The sequence below is a fragment of the Streptomyces sp. NPDC058685 genome, assembly GCF_042714725.1.
Lineage (GTDB): Bacteria > Actinomycetota > Actinomycetes > Streptomycetales > Streptomycetaceae > Streptomyces.
This window is the reverse complement of sequence record NZ_JBHXSL010000028.1, coordinates 14,902-30,792: the sequence shown is the minus strand read 5'-3', so window position 1 is coordinate 30,792 and position 15,891 is coordinate 14,902. Positions and strand designations below refer to the sequence as shown.

The following is a 15,891-nucleotide window of genomic DNA, read 5'->3' as shown; positions in this document are numbered from 1 at the left end:
CCCGACCGTACCGACGGACGGGGGCCGGACCAAGGAGCCTCCCGGCGGACGGCCCCGTCGTACTGCGGGGCCGGCCGCCGAGGGGAGGTCACCAGTCGCCGTCGGCCACCGGCTTGCCCGGCTGCGGCGCGTCGCCGAGGGGATGCACCTGGTGGGCGCCGGGTGCCTGCCAGGGCACGGAGTCGTCGCCGAGCCAGTCGCCGACCGGCTTGACCCCGCCGAGTGAGTCCGTGGGCGCGAGATCGTCCGCGCCGTCGTCGTAGTAGTCGAACCAGGGCAGTCCGGCACGCGTGTACGCGGCCCGGTCGACCGGTGACGGGGGTGCCGCCTCACCGGTGATGCGACGCCACTCCGGGGGTGTCACCAGGTGGACGAAGACCCGGCCCGCGGGCGTCTGGGCCCAGTCGGACAGCGGCCGGTCGTCCTGGTAGACCTCCTGGCGCATGGTGCCGCCCACGCCCAGCCCCATCGCGGCCGCCCGCGGCTGGGGCGGGGCCATGCCCGGCGCGGCCATCGCCGGTGCCATGGGCGGGGCGCCGAACGCGGCGGGCGGTGCGGGTGCGCCCCCGGGCATCGGCATGCCTCCGTAGCCTGCCTGAGCGGTCGCCGCCCTGGCCCGCGCCTCGCGCTCTGCGCGGGCACGCTGCTCCTCGCGCCAGGCCTCAAGAACACCGCTCGCGAGCGGGAACGACTGGAGCTGCACACCGCCCCAGGTCTCCTCGCCGGTCACCTGGCCCTCCACGGTGGCACCCATCCCCAGCGGCACGGCAACGAACTGACGGACCGTCCCCTTGCCGGAGTTGATGCCGTCCAGCCAGGGCTGACGGGGCAGCACCACGTAGTTCTGCGGCTTCCGCGTCAGCCTGCCGCTCCAGCGCTCACCGGACACGGCACACACCTTGCCGACCCCGACCTGGAGTGCGGCCGGCTCCACGGTGCCGGAGAAGCTCAGCCACATCGCCTCCCGCAGATACACCGGGAGCATCACCCCACCGCGTGCCAGCCACTCGGCCGGCACGGTGTCCGGGAAGTCGGCGACACGCCGCACCGGGAACTCGCCGAGCCCCGGCGGCAGCGGGTGGGTGCCGGACTCCGGAAGCCGCAGCGTGCGGATGAACCGCACCCGTACTCCCCCGCCCAGCACCAGACAGTTACCGTCGATCCGCACATCGCTGGTGGACACAGCGAACTCCCCTCGTCCCGGCCGTCTTCCAGGTGCTATCACGACGTGCGGCCGACCGCGGTTCCGGTCGGCCGGCACGCAGCCGTGGGCATGCGCCGGCGGCCGTCGGCGCGGCTACTCGAAGCGCTCGGGGTCGCCCGCCCCCCGGCGCACGATCTCGATTCCATCGCCGGAGAAGTCGATGACCGTGGTCGGCTCCGTGCCGCAGTCGCCGGAGTCGATCACCGCGTCCACCACGTGGTCGAGCCGTTCCTTGATCTCCCAGCCCTGGGTCATCGGTTCGTCCTCGTCGGGCATGAGCAGGGTGCTCGAGAGCAGCGGCTCGCCCAGTTCGGCGAGCAGGGCCTGGGCCACGACGTGGTCGGGAATCCTGACGCCGACCGTCTTCTTCTTGGGGTGCAGCAGCTGGCGGGGCACCTCCTTCGTCGCGGGGAGGATGAAGGTGTAGCTGCCGGGCGTCGCCGCCTTGATCGCGCGGAACACGTCGTTGTCGATGTGCACGAACTGCCCGAGCTGCGCGAAGTTCTGGCACACCAGCGTGAAGTGGTGACGGTCGTCGAGGTTTCTGATGCTCCGGATCCGGCTGATGCCGTCACGGCTGCCCAGCTGACATCCCAGGGCGTAACAGGAATCCGTGGGATACGCGACGAGCGCACCCGACCGGATGCTGTCCGCCACACTGCTGATGGTGCGCCGCTGAGGGTTCTCGGGGTGCACGTCGAAGTACTTCGCCATCCGGCGAGCTTACGGGCTGGAACCCGTTCGGCCCCCGCAGGCGCCGTTCGCGGTGGACACGGGGAACGGCCGTGTCCCACGATGGGCCCGTGGGTTCGGGGAATTCCGCCGCAGCGTGGGCACTGAGTCAGGTCGAGGCCGTGCGGGACGATCCGGCGGCCCGCCTCGCCTTGGTCACCCGCACGTATCACGGCCCGGTCGGCCGGGCCCCGCAGCATCTGCCCTTCCGGCGGGCCGCGCTGTCGTTCATGCGCTGGCAGATCCGTCGCGGTGTGCTGGCTCCGACGGACGGGGCGCTTCCCGGGAGCCCGTGGTGGCGCGCGGTCAACGAGCGGCTCCTGCGCGACGGCTGCGAGGCGGTCGCCCGCAGCGGCGGACTGGGCGGTACGCCTTCGTCGCCCACGGTCGGACTGTGGATGTCCTTCATCTCCGAGCCGACCGCGCGCACGTGGTACCGGGCCCACAACGCGAGCATCGCCTCCGCCTACCTGGACCACCGTGATCTGGCGGGCGAGGAGAGCCGGCCAGAACGCTTCTTCATGAATGTCGTGCTGCTGCGCGTCCTCTACACCCACGCCCTGGTCTCGGCCCCGCGTCTGGCGCTCGGTCGCCTCGCCCCGCTCGGTCCACGGCTCGGCGATCCCCGCCTCGGGATGGCAGGGATCTTCCTGTCGCTCTCGCGGGTCCTTCCCGACCGGTACCCCCTCGACGACGCGGTGGCCGACTACCTCGCCGTCGAGCACAACATCGGCCGGGTGCTGGACTACGGCCTGATCGGGCCGCGGTTGCAGCAGCTGTACGCATGGTCGGCAGAGGAGCTCGACCAGCCGCGGCTCCTCGACTGCATCCGGGACGGCAGCCCGACGTACGCGTGGCCGTTCGCCGACCGGGCGGTGTGGCATCCGGCGCGACCGACCCGCATGGTGCGGGCGATCGAGCGGGTCCTGCCGCCGGACGCTCGCACACGGCACTGAGGTCGATCGGCGGGTCTCCCCGGGGGCGGGGCCGGTGCGCGGTCCGGCGGAGGGGGACGGCCCGGCGGGGTGAGCGGTCCGCGGTCCGGCGGGGGTGCGTCGCCCCTACCCCCCATACCTGAGAGCTACCCGCGCGGTGCCCTCCCCAGCGGGACGCCGGCCATGAGGTGCTGTCCCTAACTTCCTTATCGCAGCCGCGTGTTGCTGCACCACGGAAGGAGCACCTCCCATGGCGTCCCGCCCACCCCGCCGCCGTCTGCGTCTGCGTCTGCGTCTGCGTCTGCGTCTGCGTCGAAGCCTGCTCGCCGCGCTGGTCACTGCGTCCGTCGCCGTGCCGGTGTCGGGCGCCGCGCGGCCCTCGGCCGTTCCGGCACCCGCCCCGGTCGCCCTCGGTCCGGTGAACATCGCCCCCCGTGCCCTGGCCGCGCGCTACGCGGCCCAGCGGGACGGCATCCGGGCGGCCGAGCGCGCGGCGGCCGGCCACGGCGACCGCCGGCGCGCCGCCGTGCTGTCGGCCATGGCCGGGCCCGACCGCCGGTTCCTCGCCTTCGACGGCCGCGACGGCGGCCGTGCCGCCGAGGTGTTCGGCGATCTGTCGCACGCCGACCGGATCGCCGTGCTGGTCCCCGGCTCCGACACCGGCCTCGACAGATACCAGCGCTTCCGTGCGGGCGCCCAGGAGCTGCGGCGGCAGCTCGGTGACGGCGGCGCCGTCGTCGCCTGGCTCGGCTACCGGACCCCGGCCACCCCGAGTGCGGCGGCTCTCACCGCCGGGTCGGCCGAGAGCGCGGCACCCGCCCTGCGGTCCTTCGTCGCCGAGTTGGCGGCGGCGGCCCCGGCCACCCGCATCGCGGTGCTCTGCCACTCCTACGGCTCGGTCGTGTGCGCCCGTGCCGCCTCCGGGCTGAAGGCATCGGACATCGTGCTCTACGGCAGCCCCGGCACCGGCGTCAACAACGTCCGGGACCTGCGCGCCCGGGCGACCGTCTGGGCGGGCCGGGGCAGCGGCGACTGGATAGCGGATGTGCCCCACGTACGGCTGGGTCTGCTCATCACCACCGTCGGGTTCGGCACGGACCCGGTGTCGGAGCGATTCGGTGCGCGTCGCTTCAACGCGGGCACGTGCGGACACAGCGGCTATCTGCGGGCAGGGTCGCTTTCCCTGCGGAACATCGCCCGCATCGTCTCGGCGACCGAGCGGGCGGGGGAACGCCATGCGTGACGTCGCACGGGACGTCGTACGCCGTATCGACGCCGCCACCCCGCCGGGCCGCGATCGTGCCGTCGACGGCCTGCGGGCGTTCGCCGTCCTCGGAGTGGTGCTGGGGCACTGGCTGGTGACCGCGCTGGTCGCCGACAGCGGCACGGTGCGGGTCGCGAGCCCTCTCCAGCATCTGCCCCAACTGACACCGGTCTCCTGGGTGTTGCAGACGCTCGCGGTCTTCTTCCTCGTCGGCGGGCAGGTGGGGGCGAGGAGTTACCTGTCGGCACGCGAACGCGGTGTGACGTACCGGCAGTGGCTGCGCACCCGGCTGGGGAGGCTGTTCGGGCCGGTCCGCGCCGTGCTGGTGGTGTGGTCCGCGGCCGCCGGGACGATGCTGGTGTGCGGCACGGGCTGGGCGACGGTGCACGCTCTCGGGAAGCTGGTGCTCTCGCCGCTCTGGTTCCTGCTGATCTTCGCCGTCCTGACGGCCGCGACTCCCGTGGCCGCGCGACTGCATCCGCTGTGGCCCCTCGCTGTCGTCCTGCATGTCGACCTGTTCCGCTTCGGTCTGTCCGGACCGGACCGGATCGGCGAACTCAACCTGGTGGCGGGCTGGCTGATCCCGTACTGCCTGGGGGCCGCCTGGGCGCGGGGCGGTCTGCGCAGCCGCGCGACGGCGTGGATCCTGCTGGCGGGCGGCGCGGCGGCCACCACCCTGCTGGTGCTGTTCGCCGGCTATCCGGCGGCCATGGTCGGGGTGCCGGGCGCCGGGATCTCCAACCTCGACCCGCCCACACTCGCCGCCGTCACCTTCGGACTCGCCCAGTGCGGCTCGGCCCTGCTGCTGCTCGACCCGCTGCGACGGCTGTGTGCCAGGCCGGCGGCCTGGGCCGCGGTGGCGCTGGTCAACCTGTCGGCGATGACCGTCTTCCTCTGGCATCAGACGGCGATGATGGCGGTCACCGCGACCGCCCTGCTCGTGGGGAGAGCGGTGCCCGGTCTGCACACGGTTCCCGACGGCCCGGGCTGGGTGCAGGCCAGGGTGCTCTGGCTGCCGGTGTTCGCGGCGGCGCTGCTGGTGTGCTGGGCCGCTTTCAGAACCTACGAGCAGGACCGGGCCCACGAACGGGAGAGGCGGGGGCGCACCACGGTGGTACGCAGGGGCAGTCCCGCCCGGAGGGAGGCAGCACGCGATGCCTAGGGTTGATCGAGTGGGGAACGGTGGGGTGGGACGCAGGGCGCACGCGGGACGCGTGGCGGGCGTCGGGCGACGCGTGCCCGCGGCGGCGCGGGCGGTCCTGCGGGCGCTGCGCGAGGACTTGTGGAGTGCGGCCGCGCGCCCGCTGCCGCCGATCGCCACACCGGGCGGGCAGATGTGGCAGCCGGCCGTCGTCGTCCTGCTGGTGCTGATCGCCGCCGTGATCGCCCCCTTCGCCGTCAACGCCCTGGCCTTCTCCCCGCGGTACGGCATCGGCATGGGCACGGCCCTGCTGCTCGGTGTGGTGCAGGCGGCGACTCTGGTCGTGGCGGCCTTCCGTCCGGTGATGGCCTGGTGGGTGACGACAGCCGCCATGGCGGTCACGGCCGCCCTTCCGGCGCTCGTGGGAGACGCCTCCACGGCCGGCGGTCTGATCCCGTGGACCGGGCCCGCGATCACCGTGCAGGCGGGTGTGCTGTTCCTGCTGGCACTGCGCCTGCGGCCCCGGGCGGCGGCCGGGGCGCTGGCCGTCGGCGTCGTTGTGGGGCTGCTGTGCGCTCTGCCGGCGCCGGGGTCACACCCCGCCGGATTCGGCCAGGCCGTCGCGATCCTGGCCACGGCCGCGGTCCTGGGCGCCGCGCTGCGCGGCCGGCAGATCGCCAGGACCGAACTGGTCGTGCAGGAGGAACTCACGGCCGGCGAGCGGGCCCGGCGCACGCTGCTGGAGGAGCGCAACCGCATCGCCCGCGAGCTGCACGACGTGGTCGCCCACCACATGTCGGTGATCTCCATCCAGGCACAGGTGGCGCCCCACCTCGTCGAAGCCCCGTCCGACGAACTCAGGGAGAACCTCGCGGGTATCCGGGACAGTGCCGTCGAGGCACTGGCGGAACTGCGCCGGGTCCTCGGCGTCCTGCGCTCCGAGGACGCCGCCGCGGACGGGGTGCGCCATGCCCCGCAGCCCACCCTGGACCGGCTGAACGAACTGATCGGCACGGTGCGGGGCGCCGGTGTCACCGTCGTCACGGAGATCAGGGGCGAGCGACGACCGTTGGCTCCGGGCGTCGAACTGTCGGCGTTCCGCATCGTGCAGGAAGCGCTCAGCAACGCGATACGGCACGCGCCCGGGGCTCGTGTGCGGGTGGAGGTCGGCTACCACGCGGCCGTGCTCGCCGTCCGTGTGACGAACACCGCCGCCTCCGGTCCTGCCCCGCCCGCCCGGGACGGCGGGCACGGGCTGCTCGGCATGCGTGAGCGGGCTGACATGCTGGGCGGCGATCTCGTGAACGGACCGCTGCCCGACGGCGGTTACGAGGTGCTCGCCACGTTTCCCCTGGAGGACGGATCATGACCATCCGCGTACTGATCGCGGACGACCAGATAATGGTGCGCCAGGGCTTCACCGTGCTGCTGAACGCCGAGCCGGGAATCGAGGTCGTCGGCCAGGCGGTGGACGGCCTCGACGCGATCGCCAAGGTGACCGAACTCACGCCCGACGTCGTCCTGATGGACATCCGTATGCCGGGACTGGGCGGGATTGAGGCCACCGGCCGCATCACCGGACCCGCCGGCGACCCGGCCGTGAAGGTGCTGGTCCTCACCACCTTCGACCTCGACGAGTACGTGTACGAGGCGCTGCGCGCCGGGGCCTCCGGCTTTCTGCTCAAGGACGCGTCGGCCGCCGAGCTGGCACAGGCGGTACGGGTGGTGGCGGCAGGTGACGCGCTGCTCGCCCCGAACATCACGAAGCGGCTGATCGCAGAGTTCTCGCGGGTGACCCGCACCCACCGCGCTCCGCTCATGGAGCGCGTCGGAGCTCTGACGGAACGCGAGACCGAGGTCCTCGCCCTGATCGCACAGGGGCTGTCGAACGCCGAGATCGCGACGCGACTGGTCGTGGCGGAGCAGACGGTGAAGACGCATGTCGGCCGGATCCTGCTGAAGCTGGGTCTGCGCGACCGTACGCAGGCGGCGGTGTACGCGTACGAAACGGGCGTCGTCCGCCCGGCCGGCTACTGACCCCGCGCCGGCCTGCCGGCGCACGAGAAGGCCCCGGCCGAGGACTGAGGAGGCCTGCCGGGGCCGTTCGTGGTGGCGGACGGAGGGCGGTCGCCTCGCGGCGAAAGGCTCCATGGGGCTTCAGCCGAACGATCTTCCCCATGGGCTATAGGTAGGGCCCGGGGACACTGTCCCCTCCGCAGCCACGTAGACCAGAACCGCGGGCGTCCCCGGATTGTTCCCGGGGCCTCGCCGGGCTTCACCGCGCCCGGTGCCGGTGCGGCTCGTACCCCGGATCGGGGGGGCGCCGGGGCCCTGGCGAGGACGCGGAGCCCGTGGTCGGTGCCGGCGCGGGATTCGGGTGGCGCGGGGCGATGACTCCGCCCGCTCGCGCCGTCTGTCAGGACACGGGACATCACCGACGACCTATGGGAAGAGCCCACCGCCGGCCGTCTCGAACCAGCGGCTCGACCTCACCTGGCGGAACTCCGAGCTGCTCGACGGCGACCTGGTCCTGGCGGTCACCGCCCTGAAGAACGAACCGGGCGACGGCCCCATCTGCTGCTCCGTCACCGCGCGACTGCCGGCGGCACACGCACTGATACCGTGCCCCGGCCCCGGAGACCACGGGGACCGACTCCGACGGTGGACGAGAAGGTGACGATGTACGCGACATCCCTGGGTGACGACGGTGCCGAGCTGCGGCCGCTCGAACCGTGGCAGGCCGAGGAGTTCCTCGCTCACGTGGACCGGGGGCGGGAGTTCATCGGGCAGTACAACGGCCTGCCCGATGTCGTCACCGACCTGGAGTCGAGCCGGGCCTTCCTCCGCGCGTACGCGGAGAAGGCCGCCGCCGACACCGGGCGGATCTACGGCATCCGGACGGACGGCACGCTCGTCGGCGCGGTCATCTTCCGGAGGATGGACGTACAGCAGGGCACCGCCGAGGCCGGCTGCTGGCTGGAGCCGTCGGCCGTGGGCAGAGGGCTGGTGACCCGGGCCGTACGCGTGATCATCGACTGGGCCGTGGAGGAACGGGGCATCCACCGGGTCGAGTGGTGGGTCTCGGCGGCGAACGAGCCCAGTATCGCCGTGGCCCGGCGGCTCGGGATGACGAAGGACGGCGTGCTGCGCGAGAGCTATCTGTACCGGGGGAAGCGGCACGACGAGGAGATCTGGTCGGTGCTGGCCCCGGACTGGCGGGCGGGCAGGGCGTCCTGAACGCCGGCGTGTCCTGACCGCACTGCCTGTCGGGGGCGGCCGGCGTGGCCGGTCGGACGCCCCGCGCCTCCCCCCGCCGGACAGGTCAGGACCTGCCGCCGAAATCGACCTCCTTGGTCTCCACCGTCCCGGCCGTCCGTCCCGGCGCCGTCTCGTGGGCCCAGTACAGGTTCGTGTGCGCGATGACCTGGGCGGGCGGCGGCGCGCCCCACTCGGTCAGGTCCTCGGTCGTGTGGGCGTCACTGACAAGCGTCGTGTCGTATCCCCTCACGAACGCGCCGTGGAGCGTGGCGCGAACACACGCGTCGGTCTGTGCGCCGACGACGAAGAGCCGCCCGACGCCGAGGCCCGACAGCTCCGCCTCCAGGGTGGTCTCCTCGAACGAGTCGCCGTAGCCCTTCTCGATGCGGGGTTCGGCGTCGTCCGGGGCCAGTTCGGGAACGATCTGCCACTTCTCGCTCCCCTTGGCCAGCTCGTCGTCGGTCTGCTGGATCCAGACGACGGGGACGCGTTCCCGGCGCGCCTTCTCGACGAGACTGCCGATGTTCCCGACGGCGGCGTCACGCTGGTGCGCCCCCGCGACGACGCCGTTCTGCACGTCGACGACGAGGAGTGCGGTGTGGGGCCGGTTCTCGAGCGTGGTCATGGTCTCCTCCTCGGCAGGGGGCTCGGCAGGCGGAGCTCCTGCGCGCCGGGCACGGGTGTCCGCCCACGGTATGCCCCGGGGCAGGGCCTGTCGTTCGGGTCGGCCCGACCGGACCGATGAGCCGGGCCGGACCAGAACGACCGGCTCTACGACGTCGGCAGTGTCAGCACCACGGCCGCCAGCAGGACGTCGAGGACCCCGCAGAACTCCGCGTACCACCGCGGGACGATCATGTCCGCCCGGTGGTGCACGACGTCCCAGCCGGCGTGGGCCAGCCATCCTGCCGCGAGCACCAGCCGTGCCTGCTCCCCGTCGAGAGCCAGGGCCACCAGCATGACCGCACCGAAGAGGAGGACACCCGCCGTCTCCAGCGTCAGCCAGCCGGGCCGCCGCAGCTGTCCGCGTACCGCGCCCCAGACCCAGTAGACGATCGCCGCGACGACGATGCCGTGCGCGAACTTCGTGTGCACCCCGATGACGGCGAGCAGCGCCACGGTCGCGGCCCCGACCCAGCTGGGCCAGTGGTACCTGACCAGCACCGGTCGCATCCGGGCGGCGATGCCGGACGGGCTCATGACCGCACCCCGTGGGCGGCGCGGCGGCGGAGCATGACGAGCAGCATGAGCGGGAACATCGCAACATGCAGCAGGACCATCAGGGTCTCGTCCGAGATGACGTCCAGCCACAGCAGCGGGAGGAGTACGGGCAGGGGTACGAACATGACCCCCGACATCTCCGCGATGCCCGCCCGCGGGTGACCTCGCAGGCGCATCCAGATCGCCATCCCGAGCGCCATGTCGACGGTCATCACCACCGAGGCGAGGGCTGGTTGCCGCTCCGCCGAGTACCCGAGGTCGGCGGCGGCGGCGATGCCCTCCACGACCGCGCCGAAGACCATCATCCCGGCGAACATCGCGACGACCATCTCCGCGTAGTGCAGTGCGAAGCGCGGCCAGTGTCCGCGTTCCGCTGCGACGTTGCTCATGAGAACCCTCCCTGCTGTGACGACCGGACCGATGTCCTCACCCTCGGATTCCGGCGTGGGAGCGGCAAGGAAGGCCGGATACCGTGTCCGGATACTTGGGATCCCTGTCATTCGGACATAGCATGGGAGTCATGGACGAGCGGTTGGTGGTCGTCGTCGCCTACGACGAGGCGCAGTTGCTGGACATCGCCTGCGTGACCTCGACGCTGGAAGCGGCCAATCTGGGAGGCGCCAGACCTCCGTACCGCGTGCGCCTGGCCACGTCCGGCGGCCGGGCGGTCAGCTGCGACCAGGGGCTGACTCTCCAGGCACAGGAGTCTCTCGAACGGATCAAGGGCCCGCTGGACACGTTGATCGTCTCCGGTGGCCTGGGATTCAAGGCGGCAGCGGCGAACCCGCGCATCGTGGGCCATGTCCGCCGACTCGCGGGCGAGAGCCGGCGTGTGGCGTCGGTGTGCACCGGCGCCGGAGTCCTGGCGGCCGCGGGTCTCCTCGACGGCAGACGCGCCGCGACCCATTGGATGTGGGCCGACGAGATCGGCGCGGCGTACCCGAAGGTCACCGTGGACCCGAGCCCGATCTACATCCGCGACGGCCAGGTGTCGACGTCGGCCGGTGTGACCAGCGCGCTGGACCTGACACTGTCGTTCGTCGCGGAGGACAACGGCCCCGAGCTGGCACGAGGGGTGGCCCAGGCACTGGTGACCTATCTGCAACGACCGGGCAACCAGGCGCAGATGAGCATGTTCGTCGCCGCCGCCCCGCCCGAGCACGACCTCGTACGCCGCGTCGTCGACCACGTCACCAGCCACCCGGGCGCCGATCTGACGACGAAGTCGCTGGCCGCGCTGGTACGGGTGAGCGAACGCCACCTCACGCGGCTGTTCCTCGAGCATCTCGGCCGGACACCGGGCCGGTTCGTGCGTCAGGCACGGACCGAGGCGGCGGCCCACCTGCTGGCCGCCACCGGACTGCCGGTGGCAAGCGTCGCGAAGCGCTGCGGTTTCGGGACGGCCGAGACCCTGCGCCAGGCGTTCGTCGACCGCTACGGGATCCCGCCCTCGCGCTATCGGGCGGCCCAGGCACAGTCCGGAACACACCATCCCGTGCCGGCCTCACCGCCGATGGGCGGCAACAACTCCCCGGGGCTGGCCGGATATTCGCGCCGTGAAGGGTGATCGTGCCTGCACGGAGCCGACAGCGAGGCATAATTTGCCGATGGAGGGCGGCGGATGATGCGTTTGACCGGCAAAGACAGCCAAGAACCGGACCACGGGGGTCCGTTACCCGTGCCCGTCTCCCCCTGGCCCAAGTGGCGCGGCGACGAACCCGTGACCGCGCCGGACGGCCATCCCTATCTCCTGGCCACGCTGCGGATGAGCGTGACCAGCGGCAGGACGTGGCAGCGCCATCGTCTGATCGAGAACGACCAGCTCCGCACCCGGCTCACCCCCCTCCTCGGCACGCTCCCGCTGAGCCACTCGTATTTGCAGGAGCCACACGGCGGCCACGCCTGCCGCTTCAGCGAACCCAGCCTGACGATGTGGCAGGACACCGACCCGGACCACTGGCCGAACACGCTCTACCGCCAACTCACGGCGGAGGACGGCCCACGCCAGGGCCTGGGCGAGGTCACGGTGACCCTGCGCCTGGATCCCCGCGACGGCGAGGCCTGCCAGTTCGAACGGGTCATCAGCGAGTGCAACGTGCGGGCGGACGGCCGACTGGTGGTGGCGCAACTCGGCCGTGACAGGCTGCCGTTCACCGCGTAGCGCGGCCGAGCTGTCCGGTGGTCGGCCCCGGGGCGATGTGGACGTACTGCCCTCGGTACGGACCCGGGTCCTCCAGGCGGTACGCGCGCCAGGTGCGGGCGTACCGCGGCAGGGCCGAGGGGCTGGTGGTGAGCACGGCGACCGGCATCCTCCGCGCCGCACGGCCGATCTCCGCCGCGGTGGTGTTGGCGTTGTTTCCGTGGGTGTGGACGGAGGCGCATCCGGCGTAGTAGGCGATCGGAATGGACTCGTGCCCGGAGAGCAGGCACGGCGGTCGCACCCCCAGCCGGTGCAGCTGGTCGACGACGCGGGACCAGGCCGCGTGGGAGACCGTCGTGCGCTCCACGGCGCGTGAGAGTACCGCGTACTGCACCGCCAGATGGGCGGCCAGGGCGACCGCCAGCAGGGCGACGGCCACCGGACGCCACCGCCCGCTCGGCGTGACGGCCAGACGCAGGAGCCCGTCGGCGACCGGAATGGCCAGCAGAGCGTAGGCGGGCAGCAGGAACCGGGGAGCGGCATAGCCGATCAGGAACAGATACGGCACGGCCACGCTGAAGGCGCACGCCAGTGGCACCAGCGTGCGGGACGTGCGCCGGGCCCGGACCGCGACCGCCAGCGCGAGGGCGGCGAGCAGCGGTAGCGCGCACCACCAGACCAGCACCGCCACGTCGGGCATCGAAGTGGTGCACGGCCGGCACAAGGTGCGGCCGCTCAGGCTGCGCAACTGGTCGCCCACCGCGATGTTCCAGCCGAGGTCGCCCTGCACACGAGAGGCCTCGGCCATCCGGGTGCGCAGACCCCCGAAGCTGACGTACGCCTCGACGACCCATTCCGCCGCCCCGACCAGCAGCCCGGCCGACAGGGCGGCCGACAGACGCAGATGCCGCCATCCGGGTACGCACACGAGGAGCACGAGCAGGGGCAGCACCACCCAGACCGCGTCGGCCGGCCGCATCAGCGCCATCAGGGCCGCGCTGCCCGCCACCCCCCACACCGGCGCCCGGGCGGAGCGGTCGGCCCGGGCCCGCAGGAAGCAGCCCACCGCCGTCAACGCGCCGATCGCGACCCAGAAGTTGGGCATCGCCTGCGGGCCGTAGAACATCGTGATCCACAGGGTCGCGAACAGTGCGCCGCCCGACGCGAGCACTCTCACGGGGAACAGGCCCCGCCAGCACCGCAGGGCGATGAACAGCCCCAGCCCGGCCAGCACCGCCAGAAAGACGCGCAGCAAAGCGGTGGACGAGGACCAGGAAGCGATCGGAGAGACCAGCAGCGAGACCCCTCGGGCCCGGGGCGCGCTGAAGAAGGCCGCCGGCGCCTGCCCGCCGACCTGGCTGACGTACACCGTCTCGTCCCAGCCGAGACCCATCCAGGGCCGCACCAGAATCAGTTGCATCAGCGTGAACGCGACCGCCACGGCCGCGAGCAGCCGCGTGTCCGCCGGGCTCCACAACCGCCTGCCGACCACCGGCAGTCCGCGCGACGTGGTCCGGGTCCGCCGCGAGTGCACGGTCGTCTTCGGCATCGTCCACCCTTCGCGCCTGTCGGCCGGGGCCCTCCTTCGTCCTCGGCCCGAAGGACGGGAGAGGTAAAGCAAAGCAAACAGGGACAAATTACCCCGCAGAAGTCGGGTGCGCAGCGCGGGGATCGGCAGGCGGCCGTACGGGGATCGGGGAGACGGGTGGTTCACCCGGGTGGTCAGTGGGAGCCGTACCTCCCGGGGCGGGTAGTCAGCAGTTCTGTGCCGCCCGTTCCTTCCTCTGTCCGACCGTCCCCGGAGCCGACGTGAAATTCGGAGTCTCGACCTTCATCACCGACCAGGGCATCAGCCCCACCGCACTCGGCACCGCGCTCGAGGAGCGCGCGTTCGATTCCCTGTTCATCGCCGAGCACAGCCACATCCCGGTGGACCGCCAGACGCCCTACCCGGGCGGCGGCGACCTGCCGGACATGTACTACCGCACCCTCGACCCCTTCGTGGCCCTGACCGCGGTCGCCGTGGTGACCGAACGGCTTCTGCTGGGCACCGGCATCGCGCTGATCCCGCAACGGGACCCGATCATCACGGCGAAGGAGGTGGCCTCCCTCGATCTGGTCTCCGGCGGCCGCGTGATCTTCGGCATCGGGGTCGGCTGGAACCGTGAGGAGATGAGGAACCACGGCACCGACCCCGCGACCCGTGGCCGGCTCACGGACGAGCGACTGCGCGCCATGCGCGCGCTGTGGACCGAGGACACGGCCGAGTTCCACGGCGAGTTCGTCGACTTCGATCCGGTGTTCGCCTGGCCCAAGCCGGTGCAGCGCCCTCATCCGCCGATCTACGTCGGCGGCGGGGAAGGCGCGTTCCCGCGCGTGGCGCAGCTCGGCGACGCCTGGCTGGCCAACAGCATGTCGCCACAGCAGCTCGGACCGCAGATCGAGCGGCTGCGCGCCCTGGCCGACCGTGAGGTGCCGGTGACGGTGTACGCGGCGTCCGACGACCCCGAGCAGATCGAGGGGTACGCCCGCCTGGGGGTCGAGCGGCTGCTGTTCTATGTGCCGACGACGCCCGAACGGGAGACACACACGTTCCTGGACCGGCTTGCCGGCCTCGCCGCCCGGTACCGCTGAGGCAGGGAGATTGCCATGCCCGTTCTGACGAGCACCCAGGTACGGAAGCGGTTCGCCGCGGCACGCGTCGCCCACCTCGCGACGGCCGACGCGACGGCCCGCCCGCACCTGGTACCGGTCGTCTTCGCGGTGGACGGCGACACGGTGGCGCTGTCCGTGGACCACAAACCGAAGCGGACGACACAGCTGAAGCGCCTCGCCAACATCGCCGCCAACCCCTCGGTGTGCCTGATCGTCGACCACTACGAGGAGGACTGGGACCGGCTGTGGTGGGCGCGTGCGGACGGCAGGGCCCATGTGCTTCCGCCACCGGACCACTCAGCCGAGGCGGCCCGGTGGGTCGGCCTGCTCACGGCGAAGTACGAGCAGTACGCGGACCGGCAACCCGACGGGCCGGTCGTCGTGGTCCACGTCGCGCGCTGGAGCGGCTGGCGGGCGTGGTGAGCGGCGACGCGAGCCGGCCTGTCCTTCCAGCCACAACCCGCCCACGGTGCGCAGTGCGCCTGCGGGGCACCGGCGTCGAGCCGGCACCCCGCAGGCGCGGAGTCGCTGTTCCTCGTGCTGTCCTTCGGCGTCAGGCGGCGACCGAGCTGGCCCAGTCGTTGTAGGCCCCGAGGTTGGAGCTGTAGGAGTTGGGGCTGATGGAGATCGTGCCGCCGTTGCCTCCCTCGTCACGGGCGAGCCAGGCGTACGAGTTCGACTGCCGGTTGCGCCACGACGACGTCTGGTCGTTGAAGCCGTACTCGTTGAGGTTGTGCCAGTAGTAGTCGCTGAAGATCAGCCGACGACCGCCGCCGTTCGCGTGCTCGTACAGGCATGTCCAGCCGGAGGCACAGGCCGGCAGTGCCCGGGTGCCGATGGTGCGGGCCAGCGGGTCCGTGGCGCGGGAGTAGCCGAGCGCCTTGTCCGCTTCTGTGTGGGTCTTGAAGCAGCGGACCGCGGTCTTGGAGTACACGACGCAACTGCTGGCGTCGCCCCAGCCTTCCTGCTTGAGGTTGACCGTCTTCTCCCCGTAGGCGGCGACGGCGCCGCCACCCTGGGTTCCGGCGGCGGATGCCATCGGCGCCGTGCCGGTGAGCAGCGCGGCGGCCGCTGCCAGCGCGGCTGCGGCTAAGACGGAACGTGATGTCTTCACTGTTTCCCCCTGATCGAATTCAGCGGGCCGGCCAGGCGCGCCCCGGGAGAGGTCGAACGTCCCCTGTGGTCACTCAGGGCGCGAAATCCTCCTGGCCGTTCCCTCGTGCGGACAGGGCAACTAAAGGGGCCGCGCGAATACCCCGTCAACAGCGCACGAAAGGTTGGCAGGGGAACAAGCCATTCCTTCGGAGAATTGGGGTGCGACACTCCACATGTCTCAATTCC

The 15,891-nt window shown here is 72.0% G+C and carries 17 protein-coding genes; 10 read left to right on the top strand and 7 right to left on the bottom strand.

The genetic code is table 11. The features are described from left to right. Positions 1-88: 88 nt before the first annotated feature. Complete coding sequence (locus ACFWU3_RS22145; protein ID WP_384440145.1) at positions 89-1,183, bottom strand: hypothetical protein; 1,095 nt, start codon at positions 1,181-1,183, stop codon at positions 89-91. A 114-nt stretch (positions 1,184-1,297) separates the two neighbouring features. Continuing rightward, a complete protein-coding gene (locus ACFWU3_RS22140; protein WP_384440142.1) occupies positions 1,298-1,918 on the bottom strand; it encodes an L-threonylcarbamoyladenylate synthase in 621 nt (206 codons plus the stop codon). A gap of 89 nt (positions 1,919-2,007) precedes the next feature. On the opposite strand from ACFWU3_RS22140, the gene ACFWU3_RS22135 reads away from it, so the two are divergent. From ACFWU3_RS22135 to ACFWU3_RS22110, 6 genes are all read left to right on the top strand, one after another. Next, on the top strand, positions 2,008-2,892 hold the full coding sequence (locus ACFWU3_RS22135; protein ID WP_384440139.1) for a hypothetical protein: 885 nt from the start codon (positions 2,008-2,010) through the stop codon (positions 2,890-2,892). A gap of 229 nt (positions 2,893-3,121) precedes the next feature. Beyond that, complete coding sequence (locus ACFWU3_RS22130) at positions 3,122-4,114, top strand: alpha/beta hydrolase (RefSeq protein ID WP_384440136.1); 993 nt, start codon at positions 3,122-3,124, stop codon at positions 4,112-4,114. Then, a complete protein-coding gene (locus ACFWU3_RS22125) occupies positions 4,107-5,297 on the top strand; it encodes an acyltransferase (RefSeq protein ID WP_384440133.1) in 1,191 nt (396 codons plus the stop codon). Before ACFWU3_RS22130 ends, ACFWU3_RS22125 begins: the two co-directional genes overlap by 8 nt. Continuing rightward, on the top strand, positions 5,290-6,645 hold the full coding sequence (locus tag ACFWU3_RS22120; protein ID WP_384440130.1) for a sensor histidine kinase: 1,356 nt from the start codon (positions 5,290-5,292) through the stop codon (positions 6,643-6,645). The genes ACFWU3_RS22125 and ACFWU3_RS22120 overlap by 8 nt, the downstream gene beginning before the upstream one ends. Beyond that, a complete protein-coding gene (locus ACFWU3_RS22115; protein WP_384440127.1) occupies positions 6,642-7,313 on the top strand; it encodes a response regulator in 672 nt (223 codons plus the stop codon). The genes ACFWU3_RS22120 and ACFWU3_RS22115 overlap by 4 nt, the downstream gene beginning before the upstream one ends. 642 nt (positions 7,314-7,955) lie before the next feature. Beyond that, complete coding sequence (locus ACFWU3_RS22110) at positions 7,956-8,513, top strand: GNAT family N-acetyltransferase (protein ID WP_384440124.1); 558 nt, start codon at positions 7,956-7,958, stop codon at positions 8,511-8,513. Between the two features lie 85 nt (positions 8,514-8,598). Here ACFWU3_RS22110 and ACFWU3_RS22105 read toward each other — a convergent pair whose 3' ends face one another. From ACFWU3_RS22105 to ACFWU3_RS22095, 3 genes are all read right to left on the bottom strand, one after another. After that, positions 8,599-9,159 carry a cysteine hydrolase family protein gene (locus tag ACFWU3_RS22105; protein ID WP_384440121.1) on the bottom strand — a complete coding sequence of 187 codons (561 nt, stop codon included), beginning with the start codon at positions 9,157-9,159 and terminating at the stop codon, positions 8,599-8,601. A gap of 146 nt (positions 9,160-9,305) precedes the next feature. Beyond that, entirely contained in the window at positions 9,306-9,734 is a 429-nt protein-coding gene (locus tag ACFWU3_RS22100) for a hypothetical protein (protein ID WP_384440118.1), read from the bottom strand. After that, positions 9,731-10,144 carry a hypothetical protein gene (locus ACFWU3_RS22095; RefSeq protein ID WP_384440115.1) on the bottom strand — a complete coding sequence of 138 codons (414 nt, stop codon included), beginning with the start codon at positions 10,142-10,144 and terminating at the stop codon, positions 9,731-9,733. Before ACFWU3_RS22095 ends, ACFWU3_RS22100 begins: the two co-directional genes overlap by 4 nt. Before the next feature lie 131 nt (positions 10,145-10,275). Between ACFWU3_RS22095 and ACFWU3_RS22090 the strand changes: the two genes are divergently transcribed. After that, positions 10,276-11,322: a GlxA family transcriptional regulator gene (locus ACFWU3_RS22090; RefSeq protein ID WP_384440112.1), complete on the top strand. Its 1,047-nt coding sequence runs from the start codon at positions 10,276-10,278 to the stop codon at positions 11,320-11,322. Positions 11,323-11,433: 111 nt separating this feature from the next. Beyond that, complete coding sequence (locus ACFWU3_RS22085) at positions 11,434-11,916, top strand: hypothetical protein (protein ID WP_384440109.1); 483 nt, start codon at positions 11,434-11,436, stop codon at positions 11,914-11,916. On the opposite strand, the gene ACFWU3_RS22080 is transcribed toward ACFWU3_RS22085, so the two are convergent. Then, entirely contained in the window at positions 11,906-13,444 is a 1,539-nt protein-coding gene (locus ACFWU3_RS22080; protein WP_384440106.1) for a hypothetical protein, read from the bottom strand. The genes ACFWU3_RS22085 and ACFWU3_RS22080 overlap by 11 nt on opposite strands. Before the next feature lie 260 nt (positions 13,445-13,704). On the opposite strand from ACFWU3_RS22080, the gene ACFWU3_RS22075 reads away from it, so the two are divergent. Next, complete coding sequence (locus tag ACFWU3_RS22075; protein WP_384440103.1) at positions 13,705-14,529, top strand: LLM class F420-dependent oxidoreductase; 825 nt, start codon at positions 13,705-13,707, stop codon at positions 14,527-14,529. A gap of 15 nt (positions 14,530-14,544) precedes the next feature. Further along, positions 14,545-14,973 carry a TIGR03668 family PPOX class F420-dependent oxidoreductase gene (locus ACFWU3_RS22070; RefSeq protein ID WP_384440100.1) on the top strand — a complete coding sequence of 143 codons (429 nt, stop codon included), beginning with the start codon at positions 14,545-14,547 and terminating at the stop codon, positions 14,971-14,973. 130 nt (positions 14,974-15,103) lie between these two features. Here ACFWU3_RS22070 and ACFWU3_RS22065 read toward each other — a convergent pair whose 3' ends face one another. Further along, positions 15,104-15,664, bottom strand: a complete 561-nt coding sequence (locus tag ACFWU3_RS22065; protein WP_384440097.1) for a peptidase inhibitor family I36 protein — start codon at positions 15,662-15,664, stop codon at positions 15,104-15,106. Positions 15,665-15,891: the final 227 nt, after the last annotated feature.

Coding starts and splice junctions, on each gene's coding strand:
- ACFWU3_RS22140 (WP_384440142.1), bottom strand. CDS start 1,918: ATGGCGAAGTACTTCGACGTGCACCCCGAGAACCCTCAGCGGCGCACC.
- ACFWU3_RS22130 (WP_384440136.1), top strand. CDS start 3,122: ATGGCGTCCCGCCCACCCCGCCGCCGTCTGCGTCTGCGTCTGCGTCTG.
- ACFWU3_RS22125 (WP_384440133.1), top strand. CDS start 4,107: ATGCGTGACGTCGCACGGGACGTCGTACGCCGTATCGACGCCGCCACC.
- ACFWU3_RS22120 (WP_384440130.1), top strand. CDS start 5,290: ATGCCTAGGGTTGATCGAGTGGGGAACGGTGGGGTGGGACGCAGGGCG.
- ACFWU3_RS22115 (WP_384440127.1), top strand. CDS start 6,642: ATGACCATCCGCGTACTGATCGCGGACGACCAGATAATGGTGCGCCAG.
- ACFWU3_RS22110 (WP_384440124.1), top strand. CDS start 7,956: ATGTACGCGACATCCCTGGGTGACGACGGTGCCGAGCTGCGGCCGCTC.
- ACFWU3_RS22105 (WP_384440121.1), bottom strand. CDS start 9,159: ATGACCACGCTCGAGAACCGGCCCCACACCGCACTCCTCGTCGTCGAC.
- ACFWU3_RS22100 (WP_384440118.1), bottom strand. CDS start 9,734: ATGAGCCCGTCCGGCATCGCCGCCCGGATGCGACCGGTGCTGGTCAGG.
- ACFWU3_RS22095 (WP_384440115.1), bottom strand. CDS start 10,144: ATGAGCAACGTCGCAGCGGAACGCGGACACTGGCCGCGCTTCGCACTG.
- ACFWU3_RS22090 (WP_384440112.1), top strand. CDS start 10,276: ATGGACGAGCGGTTGGTGGTCGTCGTCGCCTACGACGAGGCGCAGTTG.
- ACFWU3_RS22080 (WP_384440106.1), bottom strand. CDS start 13,444: ATGCCGAAGACGACCGTGCACTCGCGGCGGACCCGGACCACGTCGCGC.
- ACFWU3_RS22070 (WP_384440100.1), top strand. CDS start 14,545: ATGCCCGTTCTGACGAGCACCCAGGTACGGAAGCGGTTCGCCGCGGCA.